Origin of the sequence: Cylindrospermopsis sp. CR12, from assembly GCF_001432185.1 — a bacterium.
Taxonomy (GTDB): Bacteria; Cyanobacteriota; Cyanobacteriia; order Cyanobacteriales; family Nostocaceae; genus Raphidiopsis; species Raphidiopsis raciborskii.
On sequence record NZ_LMVE01000126.1, the window covers coordinates 87,920 to 106,359 of the forward strand.

At 40.0% G+C, this 18,440-nt stretch carries 17 protein-coding genes and 1 other RNA gene; 10 read left to right on the forward strand and 8 right to left on the reverse strand.

Annotated elements, in window-relative coordinates; all coding sequences use genetic code 11:
• The first annotated feature begins 71 nt into the window (after window positions 1-71).
• Complete coding sequence (locus ASL19_RS14510) at window positions 72-2,210, forward strand: tetratricopeptide repeat protein (protein WP_057178879.1); 2,139 nt, start codon at window positions 72-74, stop codon at window positions 2,208-2,210.
• A gap of 149 nt (window positions 2,211-2,359) precedes the next feature.
• Window positions 2,360-4,246 (forward strand): AarF/ABC1/UbiB kinase family protein, encoded by a 1,887-nt coding sequence (locus tag ASL19_RS14515; RefSeq protein WP_057178880.1) that lies wholly within the window; start codon window positions 2,360-2,362, stop codon window positions 4,244-4,246.
• 38 nt (window positions 4,247-4,284) lie between these two features.
• Here ASL19_RS14515 and ASL19_RS14520 read toward each other — a convergent pair whose 3' ends face one another.
• Complete coding sequence (locus ASL19_RS14520) at window positions 4,285-5,190, reverse strand: polyphosphate kinase 2 family protein (protein WP_057178881.1); 906 nt, start codon at window positions 5,188-5,190, stop codon at window positions 4,285-4,287.
• Entirely contained in the window at window positions 5,180-5,782 is a 603-nt protein-coding gene (locus ASL19_RS14525) for a peroxiredoxin (RefSeq protein ID WP_082604706.1), read from the reverse strand. The genes ASL19_RS14520 and ASL19_RS14525 overlap by 11 nt, the downstream gene beginning before the upstream one ends.
• A 376-nt stretch (window positions 5,783-6,158) precedes the next feature.
• Here ASL19_RS14525 and ASL19_RS14530 point away from each other — a divergent pair, with 376 nt between their 5' ends.
• Window positions 6,159-6,521, forward strand: coding sequence for a hypothetical protein (locus ASL19_RS14530; protein ID WP_057178882.1), 363 nt, complete (start codon window positions 6,159-6,161; stop codon window positions 6,519-6,521).
• 85 nt (window positions 6,522-6,606) lie between these two features.
• Window positions 6,607-8,118, forward strand: coding sequence for a threonine ammonia-lyase, biosynthetic (gene ilvA / locus ASL19_RS14535; protein ID WP_057178883.1), 1,512 nt, complete (start codon window positions 6,607-6,609; stop codon window positions 8,116-8,118).
• A gap of 14 nt (window positions 8,119-8,132) precedes the next feature.
• Here the strand turns inward: ilvA and murD are convergent, their stop codons facing one another.
• The 5 genes from murD to ASL19_RS14560 all read right to left on the reverse strand — a co-directional run bounded on the left by murD (window position 8,133) and on the right by ASL19_RS14560 (window position 14,120).
• A complete protein-coding gene (gene murD, locus ASL19_RS14540) occupies window positions 8,133-9,533 on the reverse strand; it encodes a UDP-N-acetylmuramoyl-L-alanine--D-glutamate ligase (protein WP_057178884.1) in 1,401 nt (466 codons plus the stop codon).
• 80 nt (window positions 9,534-9,613) lie between these two features.
• Window positions 9,614-11,764: a glycine--tRNA ligase subunit beta gene (gene glyS, locus ASL19_RS14545; RefSeq protein ID WP_057178885.1), complete on the reverse strand. Its 2,151-nt coding sequence runs from the start codon at window positions 11,762-11,764 to the stop codon at window positions 9,614-9,616.
• 35 nt (window positions 11,765-11,799) lie between these two features.
• A complete protein-coding gene (locus ASL19_RS14550; RefSeq protein WP_057178886.1) occupies window positions 11,800-12,621 on the reverse strand; it encodes a sugar phosphate isomerase/epimerase in 822 nt (273 codons plus the stop codon).
• 11 nt (window positions 12,622-12,632) lie between these two features.
• On the reverse strand, window positions 12,633-13,334 hold the full coding sequence (locus tag ASL19_RS14555) for a hypothetical protein (protein WP_057178887.1): 702 nt from the start codon (window positions 13,332-13,334) through the stop codon (window positions 12,633-12,635).
• Between the two features lie 51 nt (window positions 13,335-13,385).
• Window positions 13,386-14,120, reverse strand: coding sequence for a hypothetical protein (locus tag ASL19_RS14560; RefSeq protein ID WP_057178888.1), 735 nt, complete (start codon window positions 14,118-14,120; stop codon window positions 13,386-13,388).
• A gap of 192 nt (window positions 14,121-14,312) precedes the next feature.
• Here ASL19_RS14560 and ASL19_RS14565 point away from each other — a divergent pair, with 192 nt between their 5' ends.
• The 5 genes from ASL19_RS14565 to queF all read left to right on the forward strand — a co-directional run bounded on the left by ASL19_RS14565 (window position 14,313) and on the right by queF (window position 15,930).
• Entirely contained in the window at window positions 14,313-14,579 is a 267-nt protein-coding gene (locus ASL19_RS14565; protein ID WP_057178889.1) for a YciI family protein, read from the forward strand.
• 37 nt (window positions 14,580-14,616) lie between these two features.
• Window positions 14,617-14,713: signal recognition particle sRNA small type (ffs, locus tag ASL19_RS16985), an RNA gene on the forward strand.
• Between the two features lie 25 nt (window positions 14,714-14,738).
• Window positions 14,739-15,041 (forward strand): hypothetical protein, encoded by a 303-nt coding sequence (locus ASL19_RS14570; RefSeq protein ID WP_057178890.1) that lies wholly within the window; start codon window positions 14,739-14,741, stop codon window positions 15,039-15,041.
• Window positions 15,042-15,082: 41 nt separating this feature from the next.
• Complete coding sequence (locus ASL19_RS14575; protein WP_057178891.1) at window positions 15,083-15,442, forward strand: hypothetical protein; 360 nt, start codon at window positions 15,083-15,085, stop codon at window positions 15,440-15,442.
• 59 nt (window positions 15,443-15,501) lie between these two features.
• Window positions 15,502-15,930, forward strand: a complete 429-nt coding sequence (gene queF / locus ASL19_RS14580; protein ID WP_057178892.1) for a preQ(1) synthase — start codon at window positions 15,502-15,504, stop codon at window positions 15,928-15,930.
• 24 nt (window positions 15,931-15,954) lie between these two features.
• Here the strand turns inward: queF and ASL19_RS14585 are convergent, their stop codons facing one another.
• Window positions 15,955-16,593 carry a histidine phosphatase family protein gene (locus ASL19_RS14585; RefSeq protein ID WP_040008477.1) on the reverse strand — a complete coding sequence of 213 codons (639 nt, stop codon included), beginning with the start codon at window positions 16,591-16,593 and terminating at the stop codon, window positions 15,955-15,957.
• A gap of 88 nt (window positions 16,594-16,681) precedes the next feature.
• On the opposite strand from ASL19_RS14585, the gene ASL19_RS14590 reads away from it, so the two are divergent.
• On the forward strand, window positions 16,682-18,226 hold the full coding sequence (locus ASL19_RS14590; protein ID WP_057178893.1) for a pyruvate kinase: 1,545 nt from the start codon (window positions 16,682-16,684) through the stop codon (window positions 18,224-18,226).
• Window positions 18,227-18,440: the final 214 nt, after the last annotated feature.

The window sequence follows — 18,440 nt, forward strand, 5'->3', positions numbered from 1 at the left end:
ACCAATGAATCATTCCCTCTCTTGGGCGAAATACCTTTTCAACCACCACTATTTAGGCTGTTATAGCCAGTATGAATGTGAATGAAAATCCCACTACGGATATTTTTACTTTAAATCGGCAAGTATATAGACGTTTAAGATTAGCATTAAGCGTATCCCTACGACGTCAAATATTTTTTGCAGTATGTGATAATATAAATATTAGGAATCAGGTAGCCAGCAAACTACATTCTAATTTGGCTTATCCAGTAGAACAGGTGCTGTACCCTGTTGGAGAAAAACAAGGAATTAGCACTCCAGCTTATCCTCGATTAGTAACCGTGAGATTAAACCTAAATGATCCCAATCCCATAGCTCAAATTAACCAGTGGTTAGGGAATTACCCACCACCAAGAGTTGGGAAATCACAAGACTCACCAGGTAAGGTTTTACCAATCCCAGCATTTCAAATTGTGGGGGTAGAGCAGTTGACCAAACAGTCAATAGCAGTACAGAGGTTATTCTTACATAATTTAAAACTGAGCGAAGAATACTTTAGCAAGAACCAAAGCACTTCAATTGTAAATTCCAACTTATTGTTTTGGGTTACCCGTCCTTGGTTGTATGCGATTCAACAATCAGCTCCGCAATTTTGGCAATATAGAACAGGCGTATTTATTTTTGAGGGAGAGCCAACAGGAGGTATAGAAAATCCTAATTATCCACAGAATTCTTCTGAATTGAGAAGTATCAGATTAGAAAAATTAGACTCATCTGTAGTTGAGGAATCAACCATCTTCAACTATCAACCTGATGAAGATAATGGAAAATCTTTGGACAATGAAACTAAAGAAACTACAGAGAGAGAGAATCAAATAGTTCCGTTTGTTCTTAATATTCCTAAACTTTCATCTTTTTCACATATTAATCAGGAGTTAATTTCCCTAATTCCTAAAACACTGAACCCAAACATTGATGAGGATAGAGATACTAATTGGCAAATTAAACAACTACTATGGGAAATTGAGAAATTAACAATTAACCTCACGCAAGACTCCCAAGAAGAAATTGCTCAGGCCTACCACAACCTAGGAACTTTATATCGCCTGCGCATTGAACAGGGAGATGCAAATCTAGACAATTTAATGGTAGCAATTATCGCCTACCAGGAATCTCTCAGTTATGATGAAACTTCACCTTTAGTGCCAGATACTTTAAATGATTTAGGTACTCTATATTGGATGCTACATCGTACATCCGTAAGCAGCCAGGAGGCACAAACATATATAGAACAGTCCTTAGAGTTTTACCAATTAGTTTTAAAGATGATTGAATGTGATAGTCAGCCAGAGATCTATGCTCGAGTGCAAAATAACTTAGCCACAGCTTATGGTGACCTGGCAAAATTTTATCAGCCCTTAGAAAACTGGCAAGCAGCAATAAAAGCATATAAGGAAACATTGAATTATCGCAAGGAAGAAATGGATTCTCATAAATATGCTTCCTGTCAAAATAATTTAGGTACTGCTTATTGGCATCTAGCGCAACATAGTGAACCAGAAAAAAATCTTAAACAAGCGATTTCCGCTTATAGTTCAGCCCTAAGTCATTATCAAGCGGAAAAGGATCCTATTAAGTATGGAATGATTCAAAATAATATTGGCACTGCTTATTGGAACTTATCCCACTATGAAACACCAGAAAAGAATTTACAATTAGCAATAGATTTTTACCAAGAAGCCTTAAAATATAGGACTCCAGAGAATATTCCCATTGGTTGTGCAGTCACCCGTAACAATTTAGGAACTGCCTATTGGCAATTGAGCAATCTACCACATATGAAAGGAGAAAATCGCCAAAATTTACTAAAATTATCTATTGAGACCTACGAAGATACTTTAACTATAGCCAATTCTTTCCATCAGAAAGATTTGAGTTTTGATATCTTAGGGACACAAAATAACCTAGCACTAGCTCACTATCAACTCATAACCGATTCACATTTTAAAGGTGATAAAGAAATTGTTTCCTACCATTTACAAACATCCCTAGATTATTTTTTAAAAACTCTCAATGGTTTAGAAGAAAATACACAACCTTATCAGGAAACATTTAACCAAATTGTGAAAATAATTCGCACTTTCCATCATGAGCTAGGTATTCAGGGGCAAAATCTAGCCCTCTCTAAAATTCCTGGCAATCTGATTCCCAAACTTTTACCTCGGTTATAAACTCTCCTCACCAATTATGTGACAAAAGAGCAACATATCGTTACAATAGTTAACAAACCTTATTTTATAGCTTGTTGACATGGTACCAAGGACAGTTCTGAAAGGGAATTGTCCACAATTAAACACCCAAGAACACTAATAAAAGCTTAATGATTAGTACAACCAGATCAAGAACACACCATCAACCAAAAGTCCTGGCTGAAGCCGAGCCAGAACAATTATACTATGATCCTCAACAGATTGCAGCACATTACCAAGATAAACTAGGACAAGTTTTACAGCGAATATTAGCAGTAATGGTACCTGTATTATCCTTAATTTTTGCCTTATGGTGGGATAAAAGGCGAGGGATAGTTGTGGAAAACCACCGCCCCATAGCGATTCAACTGCGAGAATTGCTAACAAAACTTGGGCCTGCGTATATTAAAATAGGACAAGCTCTATCCACTAGACCAGATTTAGTTCCTCCCATATATTTAGAAGAGCTAACTAAATTACAAGATCAACTACCAGCATTTCCCAATGAGATAGCATACCAATTTATCAAAGAAGAGTTAGGTGGTTTACCGGAAGATATATACAGTGAAATATCACCCCAACCGATTGCAGCAGCTTCCCTAGGACAGGTTTATAAAGGTAGACTGAAAACTGGGGAAGAAGTAGCAATCAAAGTCCAGCGTCCAGATTTGCGAGAAAGAATCACCATTGATCTATATATTCTAAGAATTTTAGCTGGTTGGGTGCAAAAAAATGTGAAACGGGTCAGAAGTGACCTAGTGGGAATTTTGGACGAATTAGGTAGTCGCATTTTTGAGGAAATGGACTATATCCGGGAAGGGGAAAATGCTGAACGCTTTTTTGAATTGTATGGACACCTCCCAGATATTTACGTACCTAAAATCTACTGGGAATATACCAACCGGCGTGTATTAACAATGGAGTGGATTAATGGGATTAAACTGACCCAACCACAAGAAATTGAGACCCTAGGCATCAATGCGCGTTATCTAATAGAAATAGGAGTACAGTGTTCCCTCAGACAATTACTAGAACATGGATTTTTTCATGCAGATCCTCACCCTGGTAACTTATTAGCCACCTTTGATGGTAAGCTAGCCTATTTAGACTTTGGGATGATGAGTGAGGTTAAACCACCCCAGCGTTATGGTTTAATTGAGGCCATCGTTCATGTTGTTAATCGGGACTTTGACTCTTTAGCAAAAGACTATGTTAAACTGGAGTTTCTCACTCCAGATACGGATTTAACACCAATAGTTCCTGCATTTGCCAGAGTTTTTGCTAATGCTCAGGGTGCAAGCGTAGCTGAACTAAATATTAAAAGTATCACGGATGATTTATCGCAGTTAATGTATGAGTATCCTTTTAGAGTACCTCCTTATTATGCTTTGATTATTCGTTCCTTAGTTACTTTAGAAGGGATTGCCATTTATATTGATCCAAACTTCAAAGTTCTGAGTGAAGCTTATCCCTATGTTTCCAAAAGACTATTAACTGACCCATCGGAAGAATTGCGAGCATCCCTACAAGATCTACTATTTAAAGATGGCAAATTTCGCTGGAATCGTTTAGAGAACTTGTTAAAAAATGCCCGTAATAATCAGGACTATGACTTGAATTTAGTCATGAATCAAACTGTGGAATTTTTATCTTCCCAGCGTGGTGGATTTATTCGCGATAAATTGGTGGATGAGGTTGTCAATGGACTAGATGCAGTGGGTAAAAATGTTCTCCATAACTTCACCTCTTTACTTAGACAAAAATTCGGTTTGACAGCAGTTAATGAAGTAGCTGGTGCAACAGTTGAACAACAACAGACACTAGAACATATTCAGCGAATTGTAGGCATTTTACAACAAACCAGAGGTTTTGATCCTAGCAAACTTGCTCCCCAATTAATGGAGATTTTGGTGAATCCCAAAGTCCATCATTTAGGTCAGCAAATTGCTGGTCGCTTTACCCAAAAAGCTATGGCCAGATTAATTCGTCAGTTATTAATGGCGGAAAAAACACCTTAAAACTGACTTGGTTAGTTTTCTATTGCTGGCGATCGCTCTTAGGAAATGCGATCGCTCGTTCTAGGGTGGAAGTTAGTGATGTCTTCACTTTCAAGAAGCTTTTTAGCTTGTAGAAGTTGTTGCTGATGTTCTTCACTAACAATTGGATATTGCAAGTCTAGTTCTTTTAGTTTATCACAGATAATCTCCGACACCACTAGCCTTGTAAACCATTTACGATCTGCCGGGATGATATACCAAGGGGCGTGTTTAGTGCTAGTGTGGTTAAATACATCCTCATAGGCAATCATATAATCATGCCAAAAAGCGCGTTCTCGAACATCACTTGCAGAAAACTTCCAATGTTTAGCTGGGGATTCAATTCTTTGGAGAAAGCGTTTTTTCTGTTCCTGTGGTGAGATATGGAGAAAGAACTTGAGAATAACAATACCATTATTAACCAGGTACTTTTCAAAATTGTTGATTTCCTCAAACCGCTGTTTCCAGAGTTGATTACCCTGGGGAAAATGATGAAGTTGTTGTCTAGCGAGGGTTTCTGGATGTACTCTTACTACCAATAATTCCTCATAATAAGAACGGTTAAATATACCAATCCTACCTCGTTCTGGCAAACACCTAGTAGATCGCCATAGGTAATCATGATCCAACTCTTCATCACTAGGTGCTTTAAAACTAAACACCTGACACCCTTGGGGATTTACACCAGACATAACGTGTTTAATGGTGCTATCCTTTCCAGCAGCATCCATAGCTTGAAAGATAATGAGGAGAGCATAAGTATTTTGGGCATAGAGAACATCTTGATATCTAGCCAGTTCTTTGATACCCGCTCTTAATTTTTTAACAGCATCAACTTTTTGATGAAATTCAGCCTTGTAGCTGGGGTCATAGTCCCCCAAGGAGATTTTCTTTCCTGGAGGGACAAGAAAGACATCATGATTCATTTAAAGACAGTTCTAGAGATGTTTTCTGTAATTCTACCAAACGTGCCAAAACTTCTTGACTGTGAACATTAGGATTAACTCCCAGAAAAATTTCTCTGAGAGTACCCTGTGGGTCAATAATAAAAGTATGACGCATGGAGAAAAAACCAATCCAGGATCCGTATGCTTTACTAACTGCACCATCAGTATCAGCTAACAGAGGGAATTTTAATCCCTGGGAGTCACAAAATTTAGCATGGGAGTCCACACTGTCCGCACTCACACCAACAATCCTAGTATTTTTTTCCAGATACTTGGGCAAATCCTGTTGAAAGCGTCGTGCTTCAATAGTACAACCAGAGGTAAAATCCTTAGGGTAGAAGTATAAAACCACCCAGTGACCTCTAAAATCAGCCAAAGAAATCTTCCCATCCCCCGTATTTGTGGGTAGAGTAAAAGTAGGTGCGAGCTGATTAACAGGGGGTAATTTACCACCCAGAGCTATAGCTGTAGGAGTAATATCTGGGGGAGTGAAATTCAACCAGGTCATGAGCGAGAAAAAAGCCAGAATTAAAATTCTCGTCAAATTCCGTCGGTAAATCAATGTAATCATTTCTATCTTCCTTTTTATCTTAGTTATCTGCATCTTCCGTGTTCTTCTCTATTGAATCACAACTTGCCGTTTTAATATAATCATTATCTCATTAAAGGTTTAGTCCTAAAACCCTATTCTTCTAATACAGATCTTTTTAACTCTCAATGTATTGATACAGCACTTTCCACTGTCATGAGGTACAATAACCGCACCCCGGGCCCCATCCCGCAAGCGATGAGGGGCTATGATGTACTTCATAACGAAAGAATCTGCTGTAAATTACTAGGCTTTTAAACATCTAGTCTAAGTTAATATTCTTGAGACTTATTACTATACTAATTGTAAATTCTTTCTTTAAATCCAGCCAATCTTACAAACTTGTGCTATTTTTTATATGGATAATAGTTCCATTTTATTTCCCAATCAGATATTTGGACTATTAACTAATCATACAGAAGTCAATCAAGATATTAACCAATATACTATTTGGTTACTTCCCATTTGCATAGTTACAGGTATGACTTTTGTTTTAGAAGGTTATTTTATTGGTTTAAGAGAAGGAGGTACTTTGCGTAATGTGGTATTATTGTCCTTCATAGTCAGTTTCATACCACTAGTAATTGCTGCTTGGTATTTTCATAGTAATCATTTATTATGGTCTAGCTTGTTAGCTTATATGACTAGTAATATGCTTTTATTATCTGCATCCATACCCCAAACATTGAAAGATGAAAGTTCACAAAATGTCCTAGCTTGACGCTCCCCCGATAAATCCGGGGTCGCGGTTTAAGATAAAATTGAGGATCTAACTCCAAGAAACTCTCTATCTTGCATCTATCAACATGTATTGTGACTACTTAGTACAAATTCTCACAGCCAAAGTCTACGACGTAGCCCAGGAAACACCCCTAGAATATGCTCCCAACCTATCAAACCGCATTCACAATAAACTGCTGCTCAAGCGGGAAGACATGCAGTCAGTCTTTTCCTTTAAACTGCGGGGTGCTTATAATAAAATGGCCAACTTACCCCAAGACCTACTTAAACAGGGTGTTATTGCTGCTTCCGCTGGTAATCATGCTCAAGGCGTAGCTCTATCTGCTAGTCGCTTAGGAGCAAGAGCAATGATTGTTATGCCGGTTACAACCCCTCTAGTTAAAGTAAATGCTGTTAAATCCCGTGGGGGAGAAGTAATTTTATATGGAAATACCTATGATGATGCTTATGCTTATGCTCGTAAATTAGAAGCGGAAAAGGGACTAACTTTTATCCATCCTTTTGACGATCCTCATGTCATAGCTGGTCAGGGAACTATTGGTATGGAAATACTACGTCAATACCAACAACCAATAGATGCAATTTTCGTAGCTATTGGTGGGGGTGGGTTAATTTCCGGGATAGGAGCTTATGTGAAACGTCTACGTCCCGAAATCAAAATTATCGGTGTGGAACCCGTAGATGCTGATGCTATGTATCAATCCTTAAAGGCTGGACATCGGGTGCGCTTATCCCAAGTGGGTTTATTTGCTGATGGGGTAGCAGTAAAAGAAGTGGGAGAAGAAACTTTTCGTCTGTGTCAGGAATATGTGGATGAAATTATGCTAGTAGATACGGATGCCACCTGTGCAGCCATTAAAGATGTTTTTGAAGATACTCGTTCAATTTTGGAACCTGCAGGTGCATTAGCTATTGCAGCAGCTAAGTGCTATGCAGAAAGGGAACAGCTTCAAGGAAAAACCTTAGTGGCGGTAGCTTGTGGTGCGAACATGAATTTTGACCGTTTACGGTTCGTTGCAGAGAGAGCTGAATTTGGAGAGCGTCGGGAAGCAATTTTCGCAGTGAATATTCCTGAAAAACCAGGGAGTCTTAAACAATTTTGTGAATGTTTAGGTGATAGAAACCTAACAGAATTTAATTATCGCATTGCAGATGATCGAGAAGCTCATATTTTTGTGGGTGTGCAGATTGAAAATCGAGCTGATGCTGCTAAAATAGTAGAGAAATTTCAACTGCATGGTTTAAAAACCATAGATTTGACCGATGATGAACTGACCAAACTACATCTACGTCACATGGTAGGGGGACACTCTTCCCTAGCTCACCACGAACTATTGTATCGGTTTGAATTTCCTGAACGTCCAGGAGCGCTGATGAAATTTGTCGGTTCCATGTCCCCCGACTGGAATATCAGTTTGTTTCATTACCGCAATAATGGAGCAGATTATGGGCGCATTCTGGTGGGAATGCAAGTACCACCAGGTGAAATGCAAGAATGGCGGGATTTTCTGGATTCCTTAGGTTACCGCTATTGGGAGGAAACTCAAAACCCCGCCTATAAGTTGTTTTTGGCATGAGCAAGCACATCTAGCTAGGAGTTGTTAGTAATTGCTGAACTGGCCCATTCTAGCGATAATTGCTGAAAATGATCACCCCTAACTTCAAAGTTGGCATACTGATCAAAACTGGCACAAGCTGGTGATAATAGAATCGTGGTGGCTTGGTACTGTTTGGCCAATTGTGCAGCTCTGGGAATGGCTTTTTCCATAGTCTCCACAATTTCAAAGTTACCATACCCTACAGTTTCTAACCTTTTACTAAAAGTTTCAGCAGCACTACCAATTAATAATACCGCTGCGGTTTTCTCTTGAATTCTCTTCAACCAACCTGTGTCGTCCCCTGCTTTTGCTTCACCACCAGCTATTAAAATTGTTGGACTTTTTACCGATTTTAAACCTACTTCAGCTGCATCGTAGTTTGTCGCTTTACTATCATTGATGAATTGAATTCCTTCCCAGGTACAAACATGTTGTAAGCGGTGGGGAACCCCGGGAAATTGCTGGACTCCATGGTTGATAGCAGCAATTTCTATTCCAGCTAATCTTGCTGCTCCCACTGACATAAGTAGGTTTTGCTGATTGTGTTCCCCCACCATTTTTAGATCTGTGACTGCTACTATTGGTTGAGGTTCAGAATCAGAGGATAGTTTTTCCGTTACCCAGCCATTTTCTATATAAAACCCTTTTCCCCCTATTAAATGACCTAGTCCTTTGACACTTGTCCAGTAAGCATAGGGCCAATGTTGTAAACCAACTTTACTTAAATAAGCGTCGTCACCATTAATAATTTGTAAGCGGGAGTTTCTCAGCAGTTTAGCTTTAATATCATAGTAGTTTTCTAGAGTTTTGTGACGAGCTAAATGGTCTGGTGTAAAAGTCGTCCAAATTCCTATGTGAGGAAAAAGACTCCAGGAAGATTCTATTTGGTAACTACTGAGTTCTCCTATCACCCAGTCTGGTGGTTTTGCGCCTAAAGCTACTTCTAGAGCTACTTCCGCTACAGCATAACCAATGTTACCACAAGCAGGAGCATGAAGACCAGCTGCTTGAAAAATAGCCGCTGTTAAAGCTGTAGTGGTGGTTTTACCATTGGTACCAGTAATTCCCACCCAGGGAATATTTTGTAGTTGTCTCCATGCTAGTTCCATTTCTCCCATGGTTTCTATTCCCATTTCTCGTGCTTTAACCAGCAGGGGAATATCCCATGGAACTCCTGGACTAACTACGATTAATTTTGGTAACTGGTTCTCTTTTAATTCTGGGTTATTTCCTAATTTGACAGTGATTTGTTCCTGGGCAAGTTTTTGTTGTTGTTCCAGGAGAAATGGGGAGGTATTACTGTCCCAAATTTCTACCTCCCATCCTTCCTGTTTCAACAATCTCGCCGCAGCAATACCGGACTTTCCTAATCCCATTACAATGGCTTTTGGCATAGACTGTGCAGCATCCCTGGTTAAGCTCCCCCATCTTAGCGTTAATTGGCAAAAATTACACTGGTTTTTGTTAATTTTGGCTACAAGTTTTTGACGATGGCTCCAAAATCTGCTAAAATTCGACCGTGGTTACGTAGTAGACCTAGTAAATTCAACCGATTGCGTTTAATGTGTGGGTCTGGATCCATAACTAGCACACTATCTTCTCCGTCAAAGAATTGGCTGACCGTGGGGGCAATTTTTTCCAGGGCGGCTATTAGTAACTGATAGTTGCGCGTTTGTTGTGCAAGTTGGGTCTGGGGCACTAATGCTACTAGGGCTTGATAAAGGGCAGTCTCGGATGATTTTTGAAACAATGTGGGATTAATTAATTCATCCGGGATTAACTGTTGCAAGTCTAAATCCCCCTGTGCTGCTAACCTAGTGGAACGATTGATGGTTTCATAGATTCTCTCTAGGGTGCCATTATGGCGGATTTGTTGTAGATAGGTGGCGCGATCGCGAATGTCTAGTAGATCCTGTAGTGCGCGTTCTATATATTCCGGATCCTGTTCTCCTAACACGGCGTTAACTAGATCGTAATCTATGTGTTTTTCTTCTTGGAGTAGGGTGCGAATACGTTGGATGAAAAATTCTTGCAGGATGGATATTAAAGATTGAGCATCTTTATGGAAAGTGTGAGCAAAGGAAGTTGCTGTGTACTCTAATAAATACTCCAAATTTATTGGTAGGTTAGCAACCCAGGTAATATTCACAATGGCATTGGCGGCCCGACGTAAGGCAAAGGGATCGGAGGAACCAGAGGGAATTAAACCTAAACCAAAGATGCTAATTAGGGTATCTAGTCTATCAGCTAAGCCCACGATTTTCCCTGTGAGGGTGGTGGGCAAAATGTCATCAGCATTTCTGGGTAGATAATGCTCAAAAATGGCTTTAGCTACTTCCTCATCCTCTCTACTAGCTAGGGCATATTTTTCACCCATGATACCTTGTAATTCGGGAAATTCATATACCATTTGGGTGACTAAATCCGCTTTGCACAATAGAGCAGCTCTTTGCACTCTCTCGGTTTCAGTTTCTCCTAATCCCAATTGTTGACAAATCACCTGGGCTATATTCCCGATTCTTGTGACTTTGGCTCGCACAGAACCTAGATCTTCTTGAAATGTAACTGTTTCTAATTGGGGTAAAAACTCTTCTAGAGACTTGGCTAAATCCGCTTCATAGAAAAATCTCCCATCTGCTAACCGCGCTCGAATTACTCTCTCATTACCCAGTGCAATAATATCTGATTTTGCTGGATCCCCATTGGATATGGTGACAAAGTTTGGTAGTAGTTCTCTTCCATCCCGGTTTTTAAAAACTGGGAAGTAACGCTGGTGGGTAACCATGACAGTGGTGGATACTTCTGTTGGTAATTGGAGAAATTCATCTTCAAATCTACCCACCACCGCTGTGGGATATTCTACTAAATTGGTAGTTTCTGCCAACAACTCTGGATAGATTTCTGTACAACCACCCAACTCTTCTACAGCTCTATTCACCTGCTCTACAATTATTTTCTCCCGATCCTCTGGAGAAACTATCACATAACCATTGGCCAATGTTTCCACATATTCTGTCGCATGGGAAATACTCACCCTTTCCCGATGTAAAACCCTATGTACCCAGGAAATGCGATCGCTCTTAACTATTTTTTCCCCATTTCTTAATTCTAAGGGTAAAACATCCCCATCCAATAAAGCAACTAACCAGCGAATAGGACGAGAAAACCTCCCATCCCCACTCCCCCAGCGCATTAACCGCTTTCCTTCTAAGCTCCAAACCCATTGGGGAACTAGTTCGGTCAAAATTTCTGTTATGGGTCTCCCTGGGGTCTTTTTATTGACAAAGATAAAATCCCCCTTATCTGTAGAACGAACCTCTAAAGCAGATAATTCTACCCCTTGCTTTTTAGCGAACCCTTCTGCTGCTTTGGTTGGTTTACCATCTTTAAATGCTGCTTGGGCAGGTGGTCCCTTAATTTCTTCTTCCCGATCCAGTTGCTGGGATGGTAACCCGGTGATCAGCACTGCTAATCTACGAGGGGTACCAAAAACCGCTACTTTTTCTATGGGGAGACCATGAGCTTCCAGCATTTGGGGAATGCGCGATCGCCATTGTGTAATCGCGCTACTCAAAAAGCTTGCTGGTAGTTCTTCTGTGCCAACTTCTAATAAAAACGCAGTCATGGTTTTACTAATGTTTATCAATCAATTCCACCAGTTTACCTGGAGACGAGGGAAGTTGATGGACTGTGGTTGAGCAGGTTGTGGGTGTACAAGTACTGTTCTTTGACAATTGATGGGGGAAACCTATTTAATCTACTCTCTATTACGATGGGGATTGCTCTAGGAATCTGTGCTGCGTATGGAACCCACCAGGTGCTGTCTGTAATTGGTGAATGTATATCTCTTTTGCCATCGTTATCAGATATATGAATCTCCAAAATCCTCTCTGATGGAAGTTTTAGCCACTCTAGTTTTTCTGACAAGCTCTGATTACGCCAAATATTAACATGTGCTAAATCAACTACGATTTTCATCTCAGGTAGCTCCTCACAAAATCGGGTCAATTCCCAACTGTTATCCAACAGATAGTAATTCCAACTATTAGGAGGTGTGGGATACATGGTCTCTACCCCCAGGACAATTCCCCGCTTTTCACAGATTTGTTGTAAATTTTGAACATTTTCTTTAAACTGCCCATAGGCTTTTTCTCTCTCTTGACCTCTATGAAAATCTCCTCCATGAACAGAATACGCTGTTACTTTTAAATCTCCTAACCAGTCCATCATGCGCTCAAAATAGCTCCATTCCTGGGGTTCCGCTAGGTTGAAGCTTTTGTGAGTTTCTCCCCACACAAAGGCATGATGAGCCCTATAAGTCATGCCTTTTTGCTGAAATTCTGTAATCGCTTTGACTGCATCCCGATCACAGCGTGGACCAATTGCTAGTTCTACCTCCTTGATTCCTAATTCCCAGAACATGGTCAAAACTTGACGGGTTGATGTTCCACCATAGGCAGAAGTACTAAAATATAATTCCATCTGTTTATTTCCTAATAAATTCTTTTCATTGAATTGTATTCAAATACTGACACTGTAGGTTTTAACTCAAAAAGCTTGGCCACATAAAAAACTAATATGCCCATCTCTCCCCCTAGCTGGTCTATTTCTTGTTCTGAGTAATTCATACTTCTTAATAGATCCCTAATGGGAGATAAGATGTAGTAGGCAATCTGCTTCTCCGGAGAAAACTCTTTGCATCTGTTTTCATAAACACGCCTACGCTCTACCTCCATAGTACATATTCTATTTCCTAGTTTTAGGGAAATTTTATATCCATACAAGGTATATGTGCTTGTGTCATCATAGGCATAAGGATCCTCAAATTCTTGATAATCCCTAATAATTAAAGGCAGTTGTAATTTTGCCAGTAACCAATTGGTAGGATCTTTGTCAATAGCAGGTAGATCCTCTAATTCTTCCCACTCCCACCAACACTCGGCTATTCCTAGGATCTCTACAAACTGCTTAAATTCGTCCGTCGATAACAAAATACGAGGATCAACCTGCAAAGCATCAATTATCTTCTTCAGCTCTACATTCTGTGATTCTAATATTTCTCTTTCAGTATTTTGAATCTCTTTCATGGACTCATCTACGAAATGGTATAAAGCATCAAGTTGAGGACGAAATCGATTAGCATGGGTTTCGACTAATACTTTGTATTTTAACAGTATTTTGTCTATACTAGTCATAGTTTTACTTGTATGGATATAGTTGAAAAATGGCAACCGTAAATCTATAACTTAACAGTTATCAGATATCTTGGGAGGCGCAAACCAGGATAAGTACTTTTCCGGAATTGATGAATTATATTCAAACACTGACACGGATGGTTTTAGTGTAAACAAACTGATTGAATAGACTACCAGTATGGCAATCTCCCGACCTAACTGTTGAATTTCTTCCTCTTTTTCGGTAATACTTTCCAAGATCCTTTCAAAATCACAGTCTCCGTATTCTTGTACGATTTCTGCCAGAGAACATTCTTCGATATACTGATCACGGTCGCGACTGTAATTTAATATTAAGGGACTTTTTTCTCCGTCTATCTCTAATGACACTACATGCTCATACCCGGTATAAAATTCTTCATCATCATAGGCATTCGTACACTCTATAACCTTGTAATCCATTAAACCTATGGGCAATTTAAAATTTGCCAACATCCAATTACTTGGATCCGTTCTAATTATGTCTATATAATCCACGTCCCAACTATACTCTATGTGATCAAGTTTGCCTAGAAAATTTTTAAATCCCTCTGTAAATAATATACATCTAGCATCAGTCCGTAAAGTATCAATTATCCTATTTAACCCGACACACTGGGCTTCTAGTAAATGATCTTCCCCATCATGAATCTCCTTCATTCGCTTATCTACAATCTGGCGTATATTTACGATTTGGTATCCAATCTGCTTAGCATGTTCTTCTAATAATGCTTGATGACTAGATAATAGTGAATCAATGTTCGTCATAATTTGCCTCCTACTTAATTGATCAACACAATGAACCGGGTAACCAATCCCACCCTACAGCTGGAAGGTTCCACTACTTTATTAGTATATTTGTTCTATAAAAAATTGGCAACCACCTAATGTTAAGAATTATTAACAGCGGAAACAGTCAATTCATGGTATTGTGTAGTCAGTTGTAAATGCTTAGTGAATATGCCTTGGTTTGTCAAAATAGAAGCAGGCCTAGTGGATAAAGCCACCTTTGATCAGTATGTGCCAGCCCATAAAGAATACGTAAAAGCACTAATAGACAAAGGACATAAAGCTAAAACTGGTTACTGGGCGAGAAAAGGTGGAGGGATGATGTTATTTGAGGCAGATTCTATGGAAGAAGCCCAGGCAATTGTTAGCGCAGATCCTTTGGTAATTAACGGTTGTGTTAATTACCAACTGCACGAGTGGAAAATTGTTTTAGAATAGTTGACCATTTTAGAAATTTCGTGTTATTATAAATTCAGACCTGGATCTATGCGATCTCAACGCCTAAACCTTGTCAGGACCGGAAGGTAGCAGCAATACGGGATGCTTGTGGTAGGCGTAGTCTCCGGGTTCCCCCATTTTTAGGAGTGCTTTACGGCAATGCCCGCTTTTGGAAAACTTGTAGAAAAAGCTTTTTACCTGGGTGTAGGTCTAGCGGCTTATGCTGGCGAAAGAGGTGGTGAAACCCTCAACCAAATGCGATCGCAAATTGAAAAATTAGCGGAGGAAATGGAAGCAAAGGGACAGATGACCACGGAGGAAGCTCGCCGTTTTGTGGAGGAGATGATCCAACAGGCTCAGCAGTCTCGGGGTACAGCACCAGACTCAGATAAAACCACCCCCGCAGAACCTCGTTTGATAGAAATAGTGGATGTGGAAGAGGTGGAAGAGAAAGACAAGTGATAATAAAGATGCAATTTGGTTTAGCTATTGCATGAAAACCTATGACATGGTGGCAAGAAGAATTACTTGATATTGTTTTAACCGTATCTGGTGAAGCAGAAAGACTATTCGAGGGAATCGATGAGATAGTGGATACTCTTTTCGATTTAACCGAGGAAATTGACGAACAGGTTGGGAGTGCAGGTACGTGTTTAAGTGAGTTGTTAGAACCGCTGGTGGGGTTCTATTGGGATCTGGAAGATCCTAACCTCCCATATGAGGTGGAAGCTGATTCACTGAAAAATTCTGCATGTGTGGGTTGTAGTAATTATCATGGAGAAGTATATGGTGGGAACCTACTGGTTTGTGCCATGTACCCCTATGGTTGGGATGGGGAAAAGTGTCCCGACTGGGAAGAATAGAGATTTTGTGTGATAAAACATTATGATTTATATGTGCTTTTTAGTTAGTCCCAATAATTATGAGTCATTCCGTCAGTAACATTCTACCAAGTGAAGACCCCGTTAAAGAAGTAAAATATGGTGAGCGAGAAATCGAAGAGGGCAAACTAATTACCTTTCCCAATCCTCGCGTAGGTAGGGAATACACAATTGATATTACCTTACCTGAATTTACCTGTAAATGTCCTTTTTCCGGTTATCCCGACTTTGCCACGATTCATATTGCCTACATACCAGACCAAAGAGTAGTAGAGTTAAAAGCGTTAAAGTTATATATTAACAGCTACCGGGACAAGTACATTTCCCACGAGGAAGTGACCAATCAAATATTAGATGATCTGGTTATTGCCTGTGCACCCTTAGAAATGACTGTAAAAGCTGATTTTAGTCCTCGTGGTAACGTCCACATGGTGGTAGAAGTAAAGCATAAAAAGGGAGCAGCATCATAATCTTCATACCAATCTTCTGCTCCATTAGGTTCCCGGACGGAGACGGAGATGTTCTGGTATGTGATTGCGATCGCCCAACATTTCTAACATAGGACCATTAACATCAAACCTAACCATGCTAAGTGATGCTACCAAAATATTAATACGATATCTGTAGCATCCTAAATCAATTCCCAGTAGACTGCAAAGTATAATCCGAATCGTAGCCTTATGGGAGACCAGCAAAACATTACCCTGATGGTGTTTTTCTTTAATTTCCCTAATTACGGGAATAGATCGGTTAGCAATTTCTACAGCTGTTTCTCCTCCTTGAGGTGCATTCCATGCGGACTCCGTCAACCATTTAATATAGTTTTCAGTATAATTTTCCTGAACGAAGGACTTGCTTTTGGTTTCCCATTCTCCATAACTACCTTCTCGGATACCAGTTCTTAACTGCATATTTAGACCAGTTGCATCACAAAAAGGTTGAGCTGTAGCGATAGTTCGTTTCATAGGACTCACATAAACAGCTTCCCAACATAAATTTTTATAAGTATCAGCAAAACTATGAGCCATCTGCTTTCCTTCTGGTGTCAATTGTGCATCCGTTTCCCCACAGAAATTGCCACTTTGACTAAAATTTGTTTCGCCATGCCGTAGCAGATATAAGTTGAGTGCCATAGTGTCCAATAGATGAAGATAAAGCGGTTTGTACAAAACCAGATTATCATTGGTTACAGTAGCGAACTGCTTCAGGTGAACCAGGATCATGAATATTACAGATCTCTCAAGTCCACGCGTCTTATTAGATAGCTTGCTCAACCTCCGAGAAGCGGTAGAAAGAGATGGGAAAGCTATTTTTGACCAATGGCGATCGCACATCCAGCGTTCCCAATTTCTCCCTAGCGCCCTCAACCTAGCCCAGTATTTAGCCCTGCGGAGACACGACCTGCGTCCTTTGCAAGCTGCTCTTATGCCTTGGGGCTTATCTTCTTTGGGTCGTATAGAAGCAAGGGTGATGGCTAATCTAGATGCGGTTATTGCTACTCTAGCATTAATTTGCGAAGTTCCCATTCCTGCTCCTGTTACTCGTCCTGTTCTCACATCTTTTTTTGAGGGAGAGAATAGGTTAAGAGAACAGACAGAGTGCTTATTTGGTCCAGCGTTACCCCATCGTCGGGTGAGAATTATGGTCACCCTACCCACAGAAGCTGCTAGTGAATATGAAATGGTGCGGGAGATAATTGAGCGAGGTGCAACTTGTTTAAGAATAAACTGCGCCCATGACAATCCTAGTATTTGGGAAAAGATGATTCAGAACATTCGTCAAGCTGAACAAGAACTTTCATCTCAATGTACAGTGATGATGGATTTAGGTGGTCCAAAAATTCGCACCGAAATAGTTTTAGCCCCTGCAGGTAAAAATCGCGTCTTCCGAGGAGATTTAATTGTTTTGTGTCGTAGTTTATCTAACCAAGCGATCGCAGATCCTATAGATAATATTCACATTAGTTGTACAGTACCAGAAATTCTGGACTTACTAACAGTGGGCACCTTAGTTTATATTGACGATGGTAAATTACGTACTCGGGTAGTTGATCAAGATTATCCTTTACCAGATGGTAGTTCTGGGTTTTTATTGGAGGTGACCCATGCTAAACCCAAGGGAGTGAAGCTATCTCCAGAAAAGGGACTAAATTTTCCCAACATAGTATTACCCCTAATTCCGCTCACACCAAAGGATCTAACTGATTTAGACTTCCTAGCTACCCATGCGGACATTATTGGTTATTCCTTTGTCCAACAAACAACAGATATCCAACTATTACAAAGCGAACTGGCGCAAAGATGCTTGCAGGGAGAACATCCAGCGATTATTGCCAAGATTGAAACCGCTGTAGCAGTTACTAACCTACCCGAACTAATTGTTCATGCAGCGGGGAAACACCCCTTTGGAGTAATGATTGCTAGGGGGGATCTAGCGGTAGAAATTGGCTATCAAAGATTAGCAGAGATACAAGAAGAAATTCTGTGGTTGTGTGAAGCTGCGCACGTTCCAGTGATTTGGGCAACTCAGGTATTAGAGAGTTTAGTCAAGGAAGGTGCCCCATCTCGTGGAGAAATGACAGATGCAGCTATGGCCGAAAGAGCTGAATGTGTTATGTTGAATAAGGGACCATTTATTACCCAAGCTGTCACCATCTTAGATGATGTGCTTACTAGGATGGAAGCCCATCAATTAAAGAAAACCCCCCAATTGCGGGCCCTGCGTTCCTGGGAGAACTTTTCTGCTTCAGGGGACGACACCATTTAATTGATAAGAAATAGGTTTTAAGTATCTATAGGTAAATTTCTCAAAACAAGTTTTTAAAAACTCATTTTGAGAAACTTATTTTCTGCTTTCGTTCCTGGGAGCTGTTAACAACTTGAGACTTGATGATTGGATATTGGTACACTCAGTTAGTAACATATTCGTCCATAAATGAGCGTAACCATCCCTTCATAGGCTCTTAATCCAATTATTTCTA